Genomic DNA, 18,439 nt, shown 5'->3' on the forward strand with positions numbered 1-18,439 from the left:
CAGGCACTCTGTGGTGTCTTGTTTGAAATCAATGTGGGAAGGGCCAGACGCGCAGCTTTTGGCGTGCGGTAGCCCAGAGCTTGGCCAAACCATGCGGTTCCACAATCAGGAAGAACACGATGAGGGCACCAAAAATCATGTGTTCCAGATAGGTGGCTGTTGCGGTGGACAGGGGCAGGCCCAGCCAGTGCGGCACCTGGTTGAGCAGCAGAGGCAGCAGCACAAAGAAGGCTGCGCCGAAAATGCTGCCCACCACCGAACCCAGGCCGCCGATGATGATCATGAACAGCAGCTGCAGCGAACGGTCCAGGCTGAAGGCCGCAGGCTCCCAGGCACCCAGGTGCACAAAGCCCCAGAGCGCACCGGCAATGCCGACGATGAAGCTGCTGACGGCAAAGGCCGAGAGCTTGGCGTAGGTGGGACGGATGCCGATCACGGCCGCTGCCACATCCATGTCGCGCATGGCCATCCATTCGCGGCCGATGGCGCTGCGCACCAGATTCTTGGCGGCCAGGGCCAGCACGCACAGCAGTACCAGGCACAGCAGGTATTTCTCCATGGGTGTATCGATCTGCCAGCCCAGGATGGCCAGAGGCTTGGCGCTGACCGAGCCGGACGAGGAATTGTTCGTCACCCAGGCGGCACGGGTGGTCAGCCAGTCCACAAAGAACTGGGCGGCCAGCGTGGCCACGGCCAGGTACAGGCCGCGAATGCGCAAGCTGGGCAGACCGAAAATCACGCCGAACACCATGGCCACCAGGCCGCCGCCGATCAGGGCCAGCAGCAGCGGCATGCCTTCGATGCGGGCCTGCAGGTTGTAGGCTGCATAAGCGCCTACGGCCATGAAGGCTGCGGTTCCCAGAGAAATCTGGCCGCAGTAGCCCACGAGGATGTTGAGGCCCAGTGCTCCCAGCGACATGATGACGAAGGGAATCAGAATCGCCTGAAAGGTGTAGTCGCTGGCGATGAAGGGGACGATCAGAAAGGCCACAGCCAAAATGAGCCAGATGGCCAGGCGATCCTGGGTGACGCCAAAGATTTGCTGATCGGCCGCGTAGCTGGTCTTGAACTGCCCGTTTTCACGATAAAACATCTTCTTGTTCTCCCGGTTCAGACGCGGTCAATGATCTTGTCGCCGAACAGGCCTTGAGGCCGTACCAGCAGGAAACACAGGGCCAGACCGTAGGCAAACCAGGTCTCGATGCCGCCGCCCACCATGGGGCCCAGATAGACTTCGGAGAGCTTCTCGCCCACGCCGATGATCAGGCCGCCGATGATGGCGCCGGGCAGCGAGGTCAGGCCGCCCAGAATCACCACGGGCAAGGCCTTCAGGGCCACCAGAGACAGGGAGTACTGCACGCCGAGCTTGCTGCCCCAGATGATGCCTACCACCAGGGCCACGCCGCCGGCCACCGACCAGACGATGACCCAGATGCGCGACAGGGGGATGCCTATGGATTGAGCCGCCTGGTGGTCGTCCGCCACGGCGCGCAGAGCGCGGCCCGTCTTGGTTTTCTGGAAAAAGATGCTCAAGGCAAGCACCAGGATGGCGGCGATACAGGCGGCGTACAGGTCTTCCAGGCTGATCAGCACGCCACCGGGGAACAGGCCGTCCATGATGAAGATGGGGTCCTTGGGCATGCCCACATCGATCTTGTAGACCTCGCTGCCGAAGACCATGGGGCCCAGGCCGTCCAGCAGATAGGCAATGCCCAGAGTGGCCATCAGCAAGGTGATGGGTTCCTGATTGACCAGATGGCGCAGGGCCAGCCGCTCGATCACCCAGGCCACGACGACCATCAGGGCCAGGGTGACGATGATGGCCAGCAGATTGCCGACGATGCCTGGCGCCATGCCCAGCCAGCCGGGAATCCACTGCGAAAAACGCGCCATGGCCAGGGCCGAGAACAGCACCATGGCGCCCTGGGCGAAGTTGAAAACACCCGAGGCCTTGAAGATCAGCACAAAGCCGATGGCGATCAGTGCGTACAGCGTGCCCACCATGAGGCCGCCGAACAAGGTTTCTAGGAAAAATCCCATGCTCTGCTCCTTCAGTGACCAGCGCCCAGATAGGCCTGGATCACGTCTGCGTTATTGCGTACTTCTTCGGGCTCGCCATCGCCGATCTTCTTGCCGTAGTCCAGCACCACGACGCGGTCGGAGATGTCCATCACCACGCCCATGTCGTGCTCGATCAGCACGATGGTGGTGCCGAACTCTTCGTTCACATCGAGGATGAAGCGGCACATGTCCTGCTTTTCTTCCACGTTCATGCCGGCCATGGGTTCATCGAGCAGCAGCACCTGCGGTTCCATGGCCAGGGCGCGGCCCAAGTCCACGCGTTTTTGCAGGCCATAAGGCAGCTGGCCCACGGGGGTCTTGCGGTAGGCCTGGATTTCGAGGAAGTCGATGATGTGTTCGACAAACTCGCGGTGGGCAATTTCTTCGCGCTGTGCAGGCCCTATGCGCAGAGCCTGCATGAGGACGTTGCTCTTAATCTTGAGGTTGCGGCCGGTCATGATGTTGTCGATCACGCTCATGCCCTTGAACAGCGCCAGATTCTGGAAGGTACGGGCCACGCCCATCTCTGCCACCTGACGGCTGTTCATGTGATTGAAGGTCTGACCTCGGAAGGTGATAGAGCCTTCCGACGGTGTGTAGACGCCGTTGATGCAGTTGAGCATGGAGCTCTTGCCGGCACCGTTGGGGCCGATGATGGAGCGGATCTCATGCTCGCGCACATTGAACGAGATGTCGGTCAAGGCCTTCACCCCGCCAAAGCGCAGGCTGATGTTCTTGATGTCCAGAATGACGTCGCCAGCTTTTCTTGTACTCATGGCATTCCTTCTCAGGCGGCGCGGGCCGGGTGAACCTTGGCATCCAGGATGGTGAGGGTGGCGCTGACGCTGCCGGTGCGCCCGTCCTCGAACTTGACCTGGGTCTCGATGAACTGCTGTGTCTTGCCCGTGTACAGGGCTTCGACCAACACGCCGTATTTGTCGGCAATGAAGTTGCGGCGCACCTTGCGGGTGCGGGTGAGTTCGTCGTCGTCCGGATCCAGCTCCTTGTGCAGCACCAGAAAACGCGCCACCTGGGTGTCGGCCATGCCGGCTTCGGCAGCCAGGTCGGCATTGACCTGGCCTATGCATTCGGCTACCAGCTCCAGCACTTTGGCCTTGGAAGCCAGATCCACATAGCCGCCATAAGGCAGACCCTGACGCTCGGCCCAGTTGCCCACGGCTTCGTAGTCGATGTTGATGAAGGCGCAGACCTCGTCCTTGCCATGACCGAAGCACACGGCTTCCTTGATGTGCGGGAAGAACTTGAGCTTGTTTTCTATGTAGTTGGGCGCAAACATGGCGCCGCGGCTGGTCTTGCCCACATCCTTGGCGCGGTCGATGATGCGCAACTGGCCGCTGGCATCGATGACGCCGGCATCGCCGGTGTGAAAGTAGCCGTTTTCGTCAATCACTTCGGCCGTGGCGTCGGGGCGCTTGTAATACTCCTTGAGCACGGACACGCCCTTGACCAGCACTTCGCCGTTGTCGGCAATCTTGAGCTCGATGCCTGGGGCGGCCTGGCCCACGCTGGACAGTTCCACCTGCCGGTCGCGCTGAATGCAGACATAGGCGCAGGTTTCGGTCTGGCCGTAGAGCTGCTTGAGGTTGATGCCGATGGAGCGGAAAAAACGGAACAGCTCCGGGCCGATGGCGGCGCCGGCGGTATAAGCCACACGGATGCGCGACAGACCCAAGGCATTGCGCAGCGGCCCGTAGATAAACAGGCTGCCCAGCTGGTACTTGAGCTTGTCCAGGGTGCTCACATTCTTGCCGTCCAGAATGTCCGAGCCCACGCGGCGTGCCACGGCCATGGCCTTGTCATACATCCATTGCTTGAAGGGTGCGGCGTCCTCCATGCGAATCGACACCGAAGTCAGCATGCCTTCGAAAATACGGGGCGGCGCAAAGTAGTAAGTGGGGCCGATCTCGCGCAGGTCTATGGAGATGGTGGAGGCCGATTCCGGGCAGTTGATAGTGAAGCCAGCCACCAGCCACTGCGCAAACGAGAACAGATGGTCGCCCACCCAGGCCGGGGGCAGGTAGCAGATCACATTGTCGGAGGCGGTGAGCTTGTCGGTCTCCACGCCGCCACGGGCGGATTCGCCAAAGCTTTTGTGCGTCTGACATACGCCCTTGGGCTTGCCCGTTGTGCCCGAGGTGTAGAGGATGACCGAAACATCGTCGGGTGAGATGGCCTGTAGCATGGCCTCATAGCCGCCGGCATGCTGTGCTTCCCATTCCTTGCCCTTGGCCAGCAGGTCTTGCGTGCTGATCAGGCCGGGCTGGTCGTATTTGCGCAGACCGCGCGGGTCGTCATAAATGATGTGGGTGATGGAGGGCACCAACTCGCGTACTTCCAGCAGCTTGTCCACCTGCTCCTGGTTTTCTGCAAAGGCAAACGCGATTTCTGCGTCTTCCATCACAAAGCGCATTTCGGCGGCCACCGCATCCTGATACAGCGGAATCGGTACGGCGCCGCAGGCCTGGACGGCGAGAAAGCCCATGTACACATGGGGCCGGTTGTCGCTGATGAAGGCCAGGTTCTGACCGCGTTGCAAGCCCAGGGCACGCAGGCCGCAGGCCATATGGCGTACGGTTTGCTCGGCCTGGCGCCAGCTCCAGCTTTGCCAGATGCCGTATTCCTTCTCGCGCAGGGCCGGAGCATCAGGGCGTTCGGTCGCGTGCTTGAGCAGCAGGTGCGGGAACGTGGTGGTCATGCCTAGTCCTCTGTTGCAATTCTTGGTTGTCAAAAAGCAAACAGCCGCTCGAAAGGCGAAGCACCAAACGCTGTTTACAAAGTCTTGCAGGCATCCTATGGGTGACTTTGACGCCCTGATGTCTGTCTGACGACAATTCAAGGGTAACTCTCCATAGTGGATATCCGCTGTGGCAAATGCTGCAGAAAGGGGCGCATTTACTGCCTCGGGGGAATCCCGCTTTCCCTGGCGTGCTGCAGCGGCAATGCTCTTGCCCCATGAGTCAAGAACTGTCTTTGCACCAGAGGCGCCGAAAGCCTCGGCCCGATGAGTTGGATGGAATACCGTGGTTGTCAGTCCTGCAGCCCGCCGAGCGCGACAAAGTGTTGAACGTGCTGGTGGTGGGCGATGCCGATCCAGGCGATTACGTTTGCCGTACCGGACGTTCACCCACCTACTGGTTTGGCGTGGTGGACGGATTGCTCAAGATGAACACCGATAGTGCCGATGGCGCGAGCATGACGCTGGCAGGCCTGCCGCCCGGGGGCTGGTTTGGCGAAGGCACGGCCGTCAAGCGCGAGCCCTATCGCTACAACGTGCAGGCCCTGCGTAAAACCGTGGTGGGTGGCTTGCACATCGACACTTTTCACTGGCTGCTTGATCACTCCATAGGCTTTAACCGCTTTGTCATGCACCAGCTCAACGAGCGTCTGGGCCAGTTCATTGCGGCGCGCGAAATCGACCGCATGAGCAACCCTGATCTGCGTGTGGCGCGCAGTCTGGCGGCCTTGTTCAACCCCTTGCTCTATCCCGGCGTGGGTCAGGTGTTGCGCATCACCCAGCAGGAGCTGGCCAACCTAGTCGGCCTGTCGCGCCAGCGTGTCAATGAAGCCCTGGCCGTGCTCCAGCATGAGCGCGTGATTCAGGTCGAATACGGCGGCTTGCGCGTGTTGGATCTGGCTGCCCTGAGGCGTGGAGAATTCAGCCCGGCGCGCAAGGCAGTCGCTTAGCGCAATTGACGCGGGCGGCAAGGAATCCTGAATAAAACCCGGCACCACGCTGGAATTGTGGACAAGTCGCTGATTTAAAAGGGCTTGTCGCGCGACAATAGCGGCCTGATGTCATCCAATTCCCCTAAAGATTCCGGCGCCCCAGGCGCTGGCAAGTCCTCCGCGTCGTCTGATTCTTCTTCGGCGCGCCCTGTTTTGCGTGCTCCTGCCAAGCCCGCGCCCGCTCGCGGCGCGCCAGCAGGCCGCGATGCAGGCCGAGGCCGCAGCAGTGATGCGCGAGGTTCCCGAGATAGCCGTGACGGCCGTGACGCCCCCCGTGGTGGCGATCGCGCCGAGCGCAGCGGTGGTCGTGATTTCCGAGACAACCGCCCCCAGCGTGACGAGCGACCCGCCCGCACCTCGGGCTTCGGTCGTCCGGATCAAGGCCGTCCGGCCCGTGATGCCAATCGCCCGATTCGCGAAGACGGCGAGCGTCGTGGCGGTTTCTCGCAGCGCGACGGACAGCCGCGCGAGCGTTTCGAACGCAACGAGCACAACGACCGTCCCCGTTCGGACCGTGCTTACTCCGATCGCCCCCGCTTTGAACGCTCCCAGTTTGACCGTGCCGAGCGCCCGGCCGAGCAAGGCGAGCGTCGCTTTGGCGGCGGTGACCGTGGTTTCCGCCCCTACGGCGAAAGCTCCGGTGACCGTGGCGATCGCGGTGAGCGTCCAGAAGGTCGTGGCTTTGGCCGTCCCGACGGCGAGCGCCGTGATTTCCGTCCTTCGGGCGACCGTCCAGAAGGCCGTCGTGACGACCGTGGTTTCGCCCCTCGTCGCGATGACCGCGGCGACCGTGGTGATGCACGCCCCGAAGGCCGTGGCTTTGGTCGTCCGGATGGCGAGCGCCGAGACTTCCGCCGTGACGGCGACCGCCCTGAAGGCCGTCGTGACGACCGTGGCTTCGGTCCCCGTCGCGATGACCGTGGCGACCGTGGTGATGCACGTCCCGAAGGCCGTGGCTTTGGTCGTCCGGATGGCGAGCGCCGTGATTTCCGCCGTGATGGCGACCGCCCAGAAGGCCGTCGTGACGACCGTGGTTTCGGTCCTCGTCGCGATGACCGTGGCGACCGTGGTGATGCACGCCCAGAAGGCCGTGGCTTTGGCCGTCCTGATGGCGAGCGCCGTGACTTCCGTCCTTCGGGCGACCGTCCAGAAGGCCGTCGTGATGACCGTGGCTTCGGCCCCCGTCGCGATGACCGAGGTGATCGCCCAGCGCGTCCTGAAGGTCGTTCCTTCGATCGTGGTGATCGCAAGGACTTCCGTGGTGGTTCGCGCGATGACCGTGGCGGCAGCCGTGGTGGCGAACCGCGCCATATTCCTGGCTCCTTTGTTTCCGAATCCGAACGCCGTCCTACGACAGGCATTCGTACCTACCGTCCCGCATCCGATGGTTCGGACCGTGCCATTCCCGTCAAGCGTGCCGAAGTTGCGGTGAACCAGGACGATCGTCCCGGTGCGATCCGTATCAACAAGCGCATTGCCGATATGGGCATGTGCTCGCGCCGCGAGGCCGATGAGTGGGTGGAAAACGGCTGGGTCAAGATCAATGGCGAAGTCGCCGTGATGGGCCAGAACGTGGTGCCGGGCGACCGCATCGACGTGGACCAGAAGGCACAGGACCGCCAGGACCAGCAAGTCACCATCCTGCTGCACAAGCCCATGGGCTATGTCAGCGGTCAGGCTGAAGACGGTCACGAGCCCGCCGTGGTGCTGGTCAAGCCGGAAAACCGCTGGAACCAGGATCACAGCAAGACGCGCTTCAACTTCAGTCAGCTCAAGGGCTTGGCGCCTTGCGGCCGTCTGGACATCGACTCCGTCGGTCTGCTGGTGATGACCCAGGACGGCCGTGTGGCCCGCCACATCATTGGTGAGGACTCGGAAGTCGACAAGGAATACCTGGTGCGCGTGACCTTTGGCGACCGCGATGTGGATGTGCAGTCCGTTTTCCCGGCAGAACAGCTGGCATTGCTGTGCCACGGCCTGGAGCTGGACGGTGAGCCCCTCAAACCCGCCAAGGTGGACTGGCAAAACCCCGAGCAGCTGCGTTTTGTGCTGACCGAAGGCAAGAAGCGCCAGATTCGCCGCATGTGCGAACTGGTGGGTCTGCGCGTGGTGGGTCTGAAGCGCATCCGCATCGGTGGCGTGACGCTGGGCAATCTGCCCGTGGGTCAGTGGCGTTACCTTGCCCCTCACGAGCAGTTCTGAGGCTTTGAAGCAGATTTTTAGTTTAATCTGCTCTAACCCCTTTGCATATAAGCGCAAGCAGCTATTCTTTTTGAATGGCGCTTGCGCTTTTTTCATAGAGCTACGGCTCTTGAAATCCCGGGCTCTGTCCTTAAGTGTTGGCCAGCATCGCCATGAGTGCCTCTTGTGGCGGCTTGATTTTCTTCATTTTTCGCTCACAAATACATGACAAAGCAAACCCATTCCTTCCAGGCCGAAGTGGCCCAGTTGCTGCATCTGGTCACGCATTCGCTGTATTCCAACCAAGAGATCTTTCTGCGCGAGCTGATCTCCAATGCGTCTGATGCTTGCGACAAGCTGCGTTTCGAGGCGCTCAACGACTCCAGCCTTTATGGCGACCAACCGAATCTGGAAGTGCGTGTGTCCTTTGATGAGAAGGCCAAGACGCTGACCATCACCGACACCGGCATTGGCATGAGCCAGCAGGAAGCCATTGACAATCTGGGCACGATTGCCAAGAGCGGCACCAAGGCCTTCATGGACAAGCTCAGCGGCGACCAGAAGGCCGATTCGCAGCTGATCGGCCAGTTCGGCGTGGGCTTTTACTCCGGCTTCATCGTGGCCGACAAGATCACCGTGGAATCGCGCCGTGCCGGTGCCCCGGCCTCCGAAGGCGTGCGCTGGATCAGCGGCGGCTCGGGTGATTTCGAAGTCGAGCAGATCGAGCGCGCCGAGCGTGGTTCCAGCATCATCTTGCACCTGCGTGACGACGCCCTGGAATTCCTCAACGGCTACAAGCTCAAGCAGGTCATCGCCAAGTACTCCGACCACATCAGCCTGCCCATCCTGATGGAAAAGGAAGAGTGGAAGGACGGCGAGAACGATCAGCCCGGCCAGATGGTCAAGACCGGCGAGTGGGAAACCGTCAACAAGGCCAGCGCCCTGTGGACCCGCGCCAAGAAGGACATCAGCGAAGAGCAGTACAAGGACTTCTACAAGGCCATCAGCCATGACTTCGAAGATCCGCTGACCTGGAGCCACAACCGCGTCGAAGGCAATACCGAGTACACGCAGCTGCTCTACATCCCTGCCAAGGCTCCGTTCGACCTGTACCAGCGCGACAAGAGCGCCGGCATCAAGCTGTATGTGAAGCGCGTCTTCATCATGGACGACGCCGAAGCGTTGATGCCCAACTATCTGCGCTTTGTGAAGGGCGTGATCGATTCCGCCGATCTGCCGCTGAACGTCAGCCGCGAACTGCTGCAGGAAAGCCGCGATGTGAAGCTGATCCGCGACGGTTCGGCCAAGCGCGTGCTCTCCATGCTCGAAGACCTGGCCCGCCACGACAAGCATGAAGCCGCTGCCGAAGGCGCGGACGGCGTGCAAGACGTGGTCAGCGAAGAAGACAAGGCCAAGGAAGGCAAGTACAGCCAGTTCTACAACGAGTTCGGTGCCGTCCTCAAGGAAGGTCTGGGCGAGGACTTTGGCAACAAGGAGCGCATTGCCAAGCTGCTGCGCTTTGCCTCGACCACGCACGAAGGTCTGACCGTCTCGCTGGCCGACTACAAGGCCCGCATGAAGGAAGGCCAGGACGCGATCTACTACATCACGGCCGACACTCTGGCTGCGGCCAAGAACAGCCCGCAGCTGGAAGTGTTCAAGAAAAAGGGCATTGAAGTGCTCTTGATGACCGACCGTGTGGACGAGTGGGCGCTCAACTATCTGAATGAATTTGACGGCACGCCGCTGCAATCCGTGGCCAAGGGCGCGGTGGATCTGGGCAAGCTGCAGAACGAAGACGAGAAGAAGGCCGCCGAAGAGGCAGCCGAAGCCTTCAAGCCTCTGCTGGCCAAGCTCAAGGACGCTCTCAAGGACAAGGCCGACGATGTGCGCGCTACCAGCCGCCTGGTCGATTCTCCCGCTTGCCTGGTGGTACAGGACGGCGGCATGAGCCTGCAGCTGGCCCGTTTGCTCAAGCAGGCCGGTCAGGCTGCGCCCGAATCCAAGCCCGTGCTGGAAGTGAACCCCGAGCACCCGCTGGTCAAGAAGCTGGACGGTTCAGTCCACTTCCACGATCTGGCGCAGATCCTGTTTGACCAGGCTGTGCTGGCTGAAGGCGGTCTGCCCGAAGACCCTGCCTCCTACGTCAAGCGCGTGAATGCGCTGCTGGCCTAAACGGCTTAGCTCCCAATAAAAATCCCCGCAGAGTGGTGGCTCTGCGGGGATTTTTTTTATGGATGGCGACGGGCTTGGAGGGCTGGAGCCGGCCAGAAGCGGTCCTTCGCTGCTTGGATTGAAAGCGAACATTTCGCCCCCCCGTTTTTTTTGGAGGGGGTGGCGGCGGCCTCTAGCTCTTAGACTCTGGGCGTCATATCTTCGTAAGGTCGCTATGTCAGGCACGTTGACTCATCCACTTTTCGAAACTGTGCGCTTGTTTTGGCGCGAGTACCTAGCTGCTTGGCTGTATCCGCTGCTTCTTCTATTCGGCGGCAGCGCATCAGAGCGGCTCGGTCATCCTGCTCTATTCTTCTGGCTTGTGGGTTTGCCTCTGTTCTTCTGGTCGTTCTGGCGCGCTTCCAAACCCTGGCTACGCAAACGGATTCCGTATTGGCACGCTGTGGTTCTTGGTCTGCTGATTCCCTTCGCCATCTTTGTATTTGCAATTTATGCGCGACTTGCGGTCACCCACCTTGAAGGTGGGTGATGCGGCCTTGGAGCACGTGACTAGAGCAGACCTTCCGAGAGACCGCAACGGGTCGGTCAGCGACAGTCGCAGATCGGCCAAAAACAGACCTCTCCCCACGTCAAGGTTTCCGTTCGACATTCACGGCTTCAACCTTGTCATCTGCAACAGCGATGCGAGGCGGCTTGCCATCTTCGATGGGGTTGCAGCTGATGGTTGTTCGACGAATGCAGGATTCATCGCCTGGCTGGATGTCGTTGGCCCCGCCTTTGCCATCATGGGAGGCTCAAATCCATACCAAGCATCTTGGCAATGCCGAAGGTGAAGAGCAGCACAGCCAGCAGTCCCAGCAGGAAAAGGGCCGCCACCTTGGCGACTGTGCGCAGCAACGCACCCTTGCTCACCCCCTTCTTTTTGCCTTGGTCGTAATGCCACTTGATGGCGAAAAACATGCACGTGCCGAAGATGAGAACCTTGAACGTAACGAAGACTACAGGGACCCAATCGATCATTTTGAGAATTTCCAGCCTATGACTTGACACTGTCTACAGTGAGGAACACCACCTCCCAGATGAGAGAGGCGAAAACGTCAGCGACAGCCATACAAGAATAGTGTCACTGTACGTTCTGAGGCATATTACTTAAAAGCAATTTCCATACATTGAGAGAAACGTCGCCGTTGAAATCCATGCAAGATGACACTTTGCCAATCTGGTTGCCGCGATTGGCCGTGCAGGGCGGACCCCGTTTTTTGCAGATCGCGGATGCCTTGCAGGCGGCGGTGGCCGACGGATCTTTGACCCCGGGCGACCGCCTGCCTCCGCAGCGCCGCCTGGCAGCACAGCTGGACGTTGACCTGACGACAGTCACGCGCGCCTACGACGAAGCCAGACGCCGCCACTTGTTGGAGGGCCGCGGTGCTCGAGGCACTTATGTCGCGGCGCCGAAAGTCGAATTGACCACGGTCCTCGATTTGAGCATGAATACCCCGCCGCCGCCGGATGGCGTGGACTTCGACGATATGTTGAAGCAAGGTCTGTCTCAAGTCTTGATGAGGACAGATGCTGAATTGCTGATGACTTATCACTTGGGCGGGGGAAGCGACTCTGACCGCAAAGCTGGAGCCCAATGGCTTGAGCCTATGTTTGGAACTCTGGATGCGGGGCAGGTGCTGGTCTGTCCGGGGGCGCAAGCGGCGATCGCCGCCTTGATCCTGGCGCTGACGGAGCCTGGCGATGTGATCCTGGCAGAGCCGACCAGCTATCCCGGCCTGCGCACCGCAGCGACCCAATTTGGTCGGCACATCATTGCGGTGCCAGCGGACCAGCACGGGATGCGGCCTGAGATGCTCGAGAAAGCGTGCCGCCAGCACCGGCCTGGACTGGTCTATCTCAACCCGACCTTGCAGAACCCGACCGCCATCACCATTCCGGAACGCCGGCGCGAGGAGCTGGCCCGCATCGCCAAGCGCTGCAATGTGCGCATCGTCGAGGACGATCCCTACTGGCTGCTGGCCGATGCCCCGCCACCACCGATTGCCACGTATGCCCCGGAGCAGGTGTACTACATCTCAACCCTGTCGAAATGCCTGACGCCCGGCCTGCGTGTCGCCTTCGTGCTCATACGTGACCCGCAGGAACGCGAACGTTTTCTGGTCGCGCTCAGGTCATTTGCGCTGATGGTTGCGCCTCTGACGGCCGCACTGGCCACGCAATGGATCCTCGACGGTTCGGCGGCCGGATTGATGGCAGGCGTACGCAAGGAGGCGCGTCTGCGCCACTGGATGGCCAGGGATATTCTGGCGGGGCGGTACAGCGGCTCTGGAGACGGTCTGCATGTATGGCTTGAGTTGCCGGGGTATTGGAGCTCCGCACAGCTTGCGCGTGCTGCCGACAGCGAGGGCATAGCCGTCACGCCGGCGGAGGCATTCACAACGGACACCACCAGCAGCGGGTCCGTGAATGCCATTCGCATCTCTTTGGGCAGCATCAAGGACCGTGGACGCTTGCAGGCAGGTCTTCAACGGCTGTCTCATCTGCTTGCGCGGCGTCCCGAGTCGTTCAGTGCTGCCGTGGTTTAGCGGGCCAGGAAACACGGCGCATCTCCAGGAGTTCTCTCACTGCGGTCGCAGATGGGACGAAGCCTGCCAGCCCAGGCCAATCACTGCTTGGTTCGCAAGGTCTAAGCACTCACAGCCATAAAACATATAAAAACAGCTGCCAGCGCTTATTTGTAAAGCGCTGGCAGCTATCAATTCAATAGTTTTTAAGCTCTCGCCCAGCCCGATCCCAGATCACCGCGCCCAGCGTGATCAGGCCCAGCAGGCCGCCCATCAGGCTGGTGCCGTTCCAGCCATGGCTGAGCCAGGCCCAGGAGCCCAGGGCCGAGCCCACCGATGCGCCCATGAAATACGTGGTCATGTACACGGCGTTGATGCGCGAGCGGGCCTGCGGTGCCAGGGCGTAGATCACGTTCTGGTTGCTGATGTGCAGCGCCTGCAGCGCGCCATCGACCACCAGCATTCCGACCAGAAACCACCACAGGCTGCTGCCGCCCTGCCACAGGGCCAGCCAGCCCAGCAGCATCAGCACGGCGCCTGCCAGCGTGCAAGCCTGTTCCATGCCCTTGTCGGCCAGGCGCCCGGCCACATTGGCCATCAGTGCGCCAGCGATACCGACAATGCCTATCAGGCCGATCTGGAGATCGGACAGCTGAAAATTCGGCCCCGCCAGCAGCAGCGCCATGCTGGAAAACAGCACGCTCACGGTGGCAAAGCCGGCTCCGCCAATCAACGCACGGCTGCGCAGGCGCGGCTGCTGGCGCAGCAGGGCGGCCAGAGATTTCATGACCTCGCCATAGCCCACGGGTGCTGCCGGTGCGGCCTTGGGCAGAGCGCGGGCCAGCATCACGGCCATCAACGCGGTGCAGACTGCGCCCACCCAGTACACCGTGCTCCAGCCGCCCAGCTCCGACAGAATGCCGGCCACGCTGCGCGAGGCCAGGATGCCGATCAAGAGCCCGCTCATCACCAGCCCCACGGCCCGGCCGCTGCTGCCGGGCGCGGCAAAGCTGGCGGCCATGGGCACCAGTACCTGCGCAGCCACTGAGAACACGCCGGCCATCAGCGTGCCGGCTGCCAGCAGGGCAAAGCTGCCGGTGAGTCCGCTCAGACCCGACAGCAGCATGCCGCCGGCGGCCAGCAGCATCAGGACCAGCACCAGGCGCCGCCGCTCCAGCATGTCGCCCAGCGGCACCAGAAACAGCAGGCCCAGGCCGTAGGAGACCTGGGCCATGGTGACGGTGCTCGAGGCCTTGGCATCGCTGATCTGCAGATGCTGGGCCATGGAGTTGAGCAGAGGCTGGTTGAAGTAATTGGCCCCGGCACACAGGCCGCAGGCGGTGGCCATGAGCAGTAGGGTGGGGGTCTTGAGTATGGGTTGCGCTGGGGACGTGGCTGTCATGGGCAATCGGTGGAGCTGAAAAGGGCGCAAGGGAGGTGTGGCCTGGGGCCGCGGCCTAGAGGGAGGCTGTGTTTGGCTTGGGTCAAGCGGCATACACGGGAACGGCAGCCGTCGCCTCCACCTCAATCAGCATGCCGGGCAGGGCCAGCTTGGAGACGGGAATCAGCGTGCAGGCCGGAAAGCGGGGGCGAGGGTCATCGGCCGCGCCGCTGCCCCAGTGCTGGCGCAGGCTGTGCTGCCAGTGGCCGAAGCGCTCAAGCGAGTGATCGACGATGAGCACCGTGAGCTTGACCACATGGCCCATGTCTGCAGCGCCTGCCGCCAGAGCGGTCTTGATATTGGCCAGGGCCTGTGCGGCCTGCTCGGCAAAGCAGTCGGACAGCTCGGCTTCGGCGTTTTCGCCGCCCTGGCCCGAGACGAACAGCCAGCGTACAGGTTCCTGAACCGCCACCACATGGCTGTAGCCGTTGGGGCTGCTGTCGTACAGGCCGGCGGGTTGAATGATGAGATGAGGCGATGTGTGCTGCGAGTTCGCACTGGGCATGAAAATCCTTGGATGGGCCGTGACGCTGGCGTGGTTTGCCAGAAACTGTGGGTTATTCTTCAACCTTAACCAAGCTTGAGGTCAAGCATTCAGTGCCAGTGGGCCTGCACGGAATGTGGGCATGGCGGGGTTCAACAGCCAAAGGAAGATTCATGCCATCGACAAAGCCTGCGGGCCAGACCCCTGTGTTCGAGACCGCAGCCGCTACGGGGCCGGCATTGCAGGAGCTCAGCGTGGGCGATGTGGCAAGGCGCAGCGGCGTGGCGGTGTCCACGCTGCACTTTTATGAAAGCCGGGGCTTGATTGCCAGTGCGCGCACGGCGGGAAACCAGCGCCGCTACCCGCGTGCGGTGCTGCGGCGGGTGGCCGTGATCAAGGTGGCGCAGCGCATGGGCGTGCCCTTGGCCGAAATTGCGCAGGCGTTGAGCGCTTTGCCGCCCGGCGAGCTGCCCAGCCAGGCCGACTGGGCCGCCTTGTCGGCCCAGTGGCGGCAGCAACTGGATCAGCGTATCGAAGGGCTGACGCAGCTGCGCGATCAGCTCGATGGCTGCATTGGCTGCGGCTGCCTCTCGCTCAAGGCCTGTCCCTTGCGCAATGGCGAGGACTGCCTGGCCCAGGCCGGGCCGGGGCCGCATTTTCGTTGATGCCGGAGATTACTGGCGTGGTATGGGTAGGACGCGGGCGCGCATGCACATCAGGCCCAGAAAAGTCGTGAGAATGCCCAGGCAGACGCAGAACGCCACCAGGGCGCGGGTCAGGCCTATGGAGTCAGACAGCCAACCCAGACCCAGGATGGGAACAATCGTGCCCAGATAGCCAATCACCAGATAGGTGGACAGCAGGCCGGTGCGGGAGACGGGTTTGGAGACCTTGTTGACCACGGACAGCCCGGCCAGATTGCACAGCCCATGGCCGGCGGCCGTGGTCAGCACGCTGAGCGCAAACAGCCAGGGCGAGCCCGCAAAGGTGTTGACCATGAGCAGCAGATTGCTCAGCGTCAGCGCAAAAAAGCCGGTGATGATCACGCTCTTGGTGGCGTAGGGCCGCGCAATCAGCTGCACGCCGGCCGAGAGAAACAGAATGATGCCTATGGACAGGCCCGAGACGGCCGGCCCGTGCCAGGGCAGCATATGTTCCATGAAGCTGGGTGCCAGAGAGGCAAACAGGCTGAACATGCCAAAGGCCGAAAACGCCGCCATGCAGCCCAGGGCATAGTGGGCCAGAAACGGCTTGCGCGGCTGGGAGATGCTGGGGCGCACGTCCCGCAGGGACAAGGGCTGGTCCGGGGCGATGACGGTATTGGCCGACTCTGGCAGGCGCAACTGGAACAGCGCATAAATGCCCAGCAGGCTGAGCAGCAGCGAGGGCATATAGGCCGTCTGCAGCGGTGCGGGCAGCCATTGCGCCATCAGACCGCCAACCACGGGCCCCAGGCCGAAGCCGAAGGCGATGGTCAGGCTGGTGGTGGCGGCAGCGCGCTGCAGATCGCCGCTGTTGTTGAGCCGGGTCATGCCCACGGAGGCCGAGGTGGTGATCAGCCCCGAGGCAATGCCGATGATGAAGCGGCAGACGGCAAAGCTGGCCACATTCCATGCCAGGGCCGAGGCCAGCACGCCGGCCGTCATGAGGATCAGACCGCTGCGCAGCACGGGCAGAAAGCCGAAGCGGTCGGTCAGCCGCCCCAGAAACAGCAGACTGGCCAGCGCGCCGAACATATAGGCCACAAAAATCTGGGTGATGTGACTGGGCTGAAGTCCCCAGGCCTGCTGGTAGAGCGGGTACAGCGGGCTGGCCAGGGCGGTGCCCATGACGCCCACGCACATGGAAAAGCACACCCAGGGATAGGGTGTCCATTGAGTTCGCATGATGAATTTCTTGGTGTGGGAGCGGGTGGATGCCGCTGGAGGCGGCGTTGACTGGACCATCCACGCGTTTCTAAGACTTTGCCAGCAGGCAGGGGTGCTTGGCTGAATGGCTGGCAGCTCAGTGGGCCGATTCTAGAAAGCCTGCTTGCCGCCGGTGGTGCACCCCGTGCGTGCCCCTGGTGCAGACCCGGTCATCTATGGCGGCGCTGGGCTGGGGCGCCTTGCTGTGCAAGCTTGCTGGCCGCTTCAGAGACCAGGCCGGTAAGGGAATCGCCCAGAAGAGGAAAATAAGGCCTGTACCGCCAGGAACCGGAGTCCCGCCATGCTACATACCCCATTCACCCCCGCCGCTTTGTCTCTGCGAACCGCTGCTTGCGCGGTCCTGCTCGCCTGCATGGCGCTGGCGGGCTGCGGCTCTGTGGGCGCGGGTGTGGGAATCGGTATTCCCGTGGGGCCGTTCTCGGTAGGCGTGGGCATGGGCAGCGGCGGCCTGAGCGCCGGTGTGGGCACGGGCCTGGGCCCGGTGGGCGTGGGAGTGGGCGTCAACCAGCGCGGCCAGGTGCTGGGCAGTGCCGGCGTGGGCGCATCCACGGGCGTGGGCGGTGCCAGCGTGGGCGTAGGCGTTGGCACTTCCACCGTGTTGCATGATCCCAATCGGCAGCCAGCCCAGGAGGAGAAAGCGCCACCTGCCACGGCTTATGAAGCGCCGGCGCCAGCGCAAAATGCCGGCCAGATGCAGTGGCGCGATGCGCGCGGCCAGCCGGTGCCGGCCTGCAGAGCCGAAGGCCGCTGCTGAAGCGGCCAGCCCCTGTCTTCGCGCTCAGGCGTACAGCGGCTCTCGCTGCATGGCTTCTATCTGTTCATGCAGCATGTCCACCTGGCTTTGCCAGTAGTCGAGGGTGCCGAACCAGGGAAAGTTGATGGCGAAAATCGGGTCTTGCCAGCGCCGGGCCAGCCAGGCGCTGTAATGCAGCAGGCGCAGGGTGCGCAGCGGCTCGATCAGGGCCAGCTCGCGCCGGTCAAAGGGGCGAAATTGTTCATAGCCTTCCAGCAGAGCCGACAGCTGCTGGGTCTGCTGGCTGCGTTCTCCCGAGAGCAGCATCCACAAATCCTGCACGGCGGGGCCGCTGCGGGCGTCGTCCAGATCCACAAAGTGCGGGCCGCCATGGCCTTGGTCGTCCAGCGGCGTCCACAGGATATTGCCGGGGTGGCAGTCGCCGTGCAAGCGAATCTGGGTTGCACTGTGCAGGCCGAAATGACCTGCATGGCTTAATCCATCTGCGGCAGGTGCTATCAGGTGCAGAGCGCGCTCGCAGGCCAGCAGCCAGCGGCTGCGCACTTCCAGTGCCACCACATCGTTGTCCAGCAGGTAGTTCATGGGCTCATGGCCAAAGCTTTGCAGATCCAGCGCCGGGCGGTGGGCAAAGGACTGGGTCGAACCCACGGTGTGAATGCGGGCCAGAAAGCGGCCAATCCATTCCAGCACCTCCCAGTCATCCAGCTCGGGCCTGCGCCCGCCGCGCCAGGGGCTGACGCTGAAGAGAAAGCCGGCATGCTCATGCACGGTCTGCCCCTGCAGCACCAGGGGGGCGACCACCGGCACCTCGCTTTCGACCAGCTCTTGCGAGAAGCTGTGCTCTTCCTCTATCTGCGCCCGGCTCCAGCGGCCGGGGCGGTAGAACTTGGCCACCACTCTGTCACCCACATCCTGGTGGGCCAGGTAAACGCGGTTCTCGTAGGAGCTCAGCGCCGTAAAGCGCCCGTCTGGCACCAGCGCGGTGCTGCACAGGGCATCGATCACGCAGTCGGGCGTGAGGGCCGCATAAGGGTGGTCTGGCGCAGTGTCTGGAAGATGGCTCATGCCTGCATTGTCATGCGCAAATGCATTGCTATGACG

The 18,439-nt window shown here is 62.2% G+C and carries 16 protein-coding genes; 7 read left to right on the forward strand and 9 right to left on the reverse strand.

Annotated features, from left to right (window positions below; translation table 11 throughout):
- Positions 1 to 28: 28 nt before the first annotated feature.
- From ACNAZA_RS05635 to ACNAZA_RS05650, 4 genes are read right to left on the reverse strand one after another with little or no spacing between them, the layout of a single operon-like run.
- Positions 29 to 1,093, reverse strand: coding sequence for a branched-chain amino acid ABC transporter permease (locus tag ACNAZA_RS05635; protein WP_415795476.1), 1,065 nt, complete (start codon positions 1,091 to 1,093; stop codon positions 29 to 31).
- A gap of 17 nt (positions 1,094 to 1,110) precedes the next feature.
- On the reverse strand, positions 1,111 to 2,040 hold the full coding sequence (locus tag ACNAZA_RS05640) for a branched-chain amino acid ABC transporter permease (RefSeq protein ID WP_415795477.1): 930 nt from the start codon (positions 2,038 to 2,040) through the stop codon (positions 1,111 to 1,113).
- 11 nt (positions 2,041 to 2,051) lie between these two features.
- Positions 2,052 to 2,837: an ABC transporter ATP-binding protein gene (locus tag ACNAZA_RS05645; protein WP_415795478.1), complete on the reverse strand. Its 786-nt coding sequence runs from the start codon at positions 2,835 to 2,837 to the stop codon at positions 2,052 to 2,054.
- 11 nt (positions 2,838 to 2,848) lie between these two features.
- A complete protein-coding gene (locus tag ACNAZA_RS05650; RefSeq protein WP_415795479.1) occupies positions 2,849 to 4,777 on the reverse strand; it encodes an AMP-dependent synthetase/ligase in 1,929 nt (642 codons plus the stop codon).
- Between the two features lie 257 nt (positions 4,778 to 5,034).
- On the opposite strand from ACNAZA_RS05650, the gene ACNAZA_RS05655 reads away from it, so the two are divergent.
- From ACNAZA_RS05655 to ACNAZA_RS05670, 4 genes are all read left to right on the forward strand, one after another.
- On the forward strand, positions 5,035 to 5,766 hold the full coding sequence (locus tag ACNAZA_RS05655; protein WP_415795480.1) for a Crp/Fnr family transcriptional regulator: 732 nt from the start codon (positions 5,035 to 5,037) through the stop codon (positions 5,764 to 5,766).
- A 108-nt stretch (positions 5,767 to 5,874) separates the two neighbouring features.
- Positions 5,875 to 8,010 (forward strand): pseudouridine synthase, encoded by a 2,136-nt coding sequence (locus ACNAZA_RS05660; protein WP_415795482.1) that lies wholly within the window; start codon positions 5,875 to 5,877, stop codon positions 8,008 to 8,010.
- A gap of 204 nt (positions 8,011 to 8,214) precedes the next feature.
- On the forward strand, positions 8,215 to 10,164 hold the full coding sequence (htpG, locus tag ACNAZA_RS05665) for a molecular chaperone HtpG (RefSeq protein ID WP_415795483.1): 1,950 nt from the start codon (positions 8,215 to 8,217) through the stop codon (positions 10,162 to 10,164).
- 214 nt (positions 10,165 to 10,378) lie between these two features.
- Complete coding sequence (locus ACNAZA_RS05670) at positions 10,379 to 10,693, forward strand: hypothetical protein (RefSeq protein ID WP_415795484.1); 315 nt, start codon at positions 10,379 to 10,381, stop codon at positions 10,691 to 10,693.
- Positions 10,694 to 10,947: 254 nt separating this feature from the next.
- Here the strand turns inward: ACNAZA_RS05670 and ACNAZA_RS05675 are convergent, their stop codons facing one another.
- Positions 10,948 to 11,184 carry a hypothetical protein gene (locus ACNAZA_RS05675; protein WP_120971685.1) on the reverse strand — a complete coding sequence of 79 codons (237 nt, stop codon included), beginning with the start codon at positions 11,182 to 11,184 and terminating at the stop codon, positions 10,948 to 10,950.
- A gap of 176 nt (positions 11,185 to 11,360) precedes the next feature.
- Between ACNAZA_RS05675 and ACNAZA_RS05680 the strand changes: the two genes are divergently transcribed.
- On the forward strand, positions 11,361 to 12,752 hold the full coding sequence (locus ACNAZA_RS05680; RefSeq protein WP_415795486.1) for an aminotransferase-like domain-containing protein: 1,392 nt from the start codon (positions 11,361 to 11,363) through the stop codon (positions 12,750 to 12,752).
- 175 nt (positions 12,753 to 12,927) lie between these two features.
- Here ACNAZA_RS05680 and ACNAZA_RS05685 read toward each other — a convergent pair whose 3' ends face one another.
- Together ACNAZA_RS05685 and ACNAZA_RS05690 are read right to left on the reverse strand one after the other, a co-directional pair.
- Positions 12,928 to 14,133, reverse strand: coding sequence for an MFS transporter (locus tag ACNAZA_RS05685; RefSeq protein WP_415795487.1), 1,206 nt, complete (start codon positions 14,131 to 14,133; stop codon positions 12,928 to 12,930).
- A gap of 82 nt (positions 14,134 to 14,215) precedes the next feature.
- The gene (locus tag ACNAZA_RS05690) at positions 14,216 to 14,677 is read right to left on the reverse strand and encodes a RidA family protein (protein ID WP_415795488.1); all 462 of its coding nucleotides are present in this window, start codon (positions 14,675 to 14,677) and stop codon (positions 14,216 to 14,218) included.
- 152 nt (positions 14,678 to 14,829) lie between these two features.
- On the opposite strand from ACNAZA_RS05690, the gene soxR reads away from it, so the two are divergent.
- On the forward strand, positions 14,830 to 15,321 hold the full coding sequence (soxR, locus tag ACNAZA_RS05695; RefSeq protein ID WP_415795489.1) for a redox-sensitive transcriptional activator SoxR: 492 nt from the start codon (positions 14,830 to 14,832) through the stop codon (positions 15,319 to 15,321).
- 9 nt (positions 15,322 to 15,330) lie between these two features.
- Here the strand turns inward: soxR and ACNAZA_RS05700 are convergent, their stop codons facing one another.
- On the reverse strand, positions 15,331 to 16,542 hold the full coding sequence (locus tag ACNAZA_RS05700) for an MFS transporter (RefSeq protein WP_462936550.1): 1,212 nt from the start codon (positions 16,540 to 16,542) through the stop codon (positions 15,331 to 15,333).
- 322 nt (positions 16,543 to 16,864) lie between these two features.
- On the opposite strand from ACNAZA_RS05700, the gene ACNAZA_RS05705 reads away from it, so the two are divergent.
- On the forward strand, positions 16,865 to 17,338 hold the full coding sequence (locus tag ACNAZA_RS05705; RefSeq protein ID WP_415795490.1) for a hypothetical protein: 474 nt from the start codon (positions 16,865 to 16,867) through the stop codon (positions 17,336 to 17,338).
- Between the two features lie 24 nt (positions 17,339 to 17,362).
- Here the strand turns inward: ACNAZA_RS05705 and ACNAZA_RS05710 are convergent, their stop codons facing one another.
- Entirely contained in the window at positions 17,363 to 18,403 is a 1,041-nt protein-coding gene (locus ACNAZA_RS05710; RefSeq protein WP_415795492.1) for a serine/threonine protein kinase, read from the reverse strand.
- Between the last annotated feature and the right edge of the window lie 36 nt (positions 18,404 to 18,439).

It is taken from the genome of Comamonas aquatilis (assembly GCF_965139575.1).
Taxonomy (GTDB): domain Bacteria; phylum Pseudomonadota; class Gammaproteobacteria; order Burkholderiales; family Burkholderiaceae_C; genus Comamonas; species Comamonas aquatilis.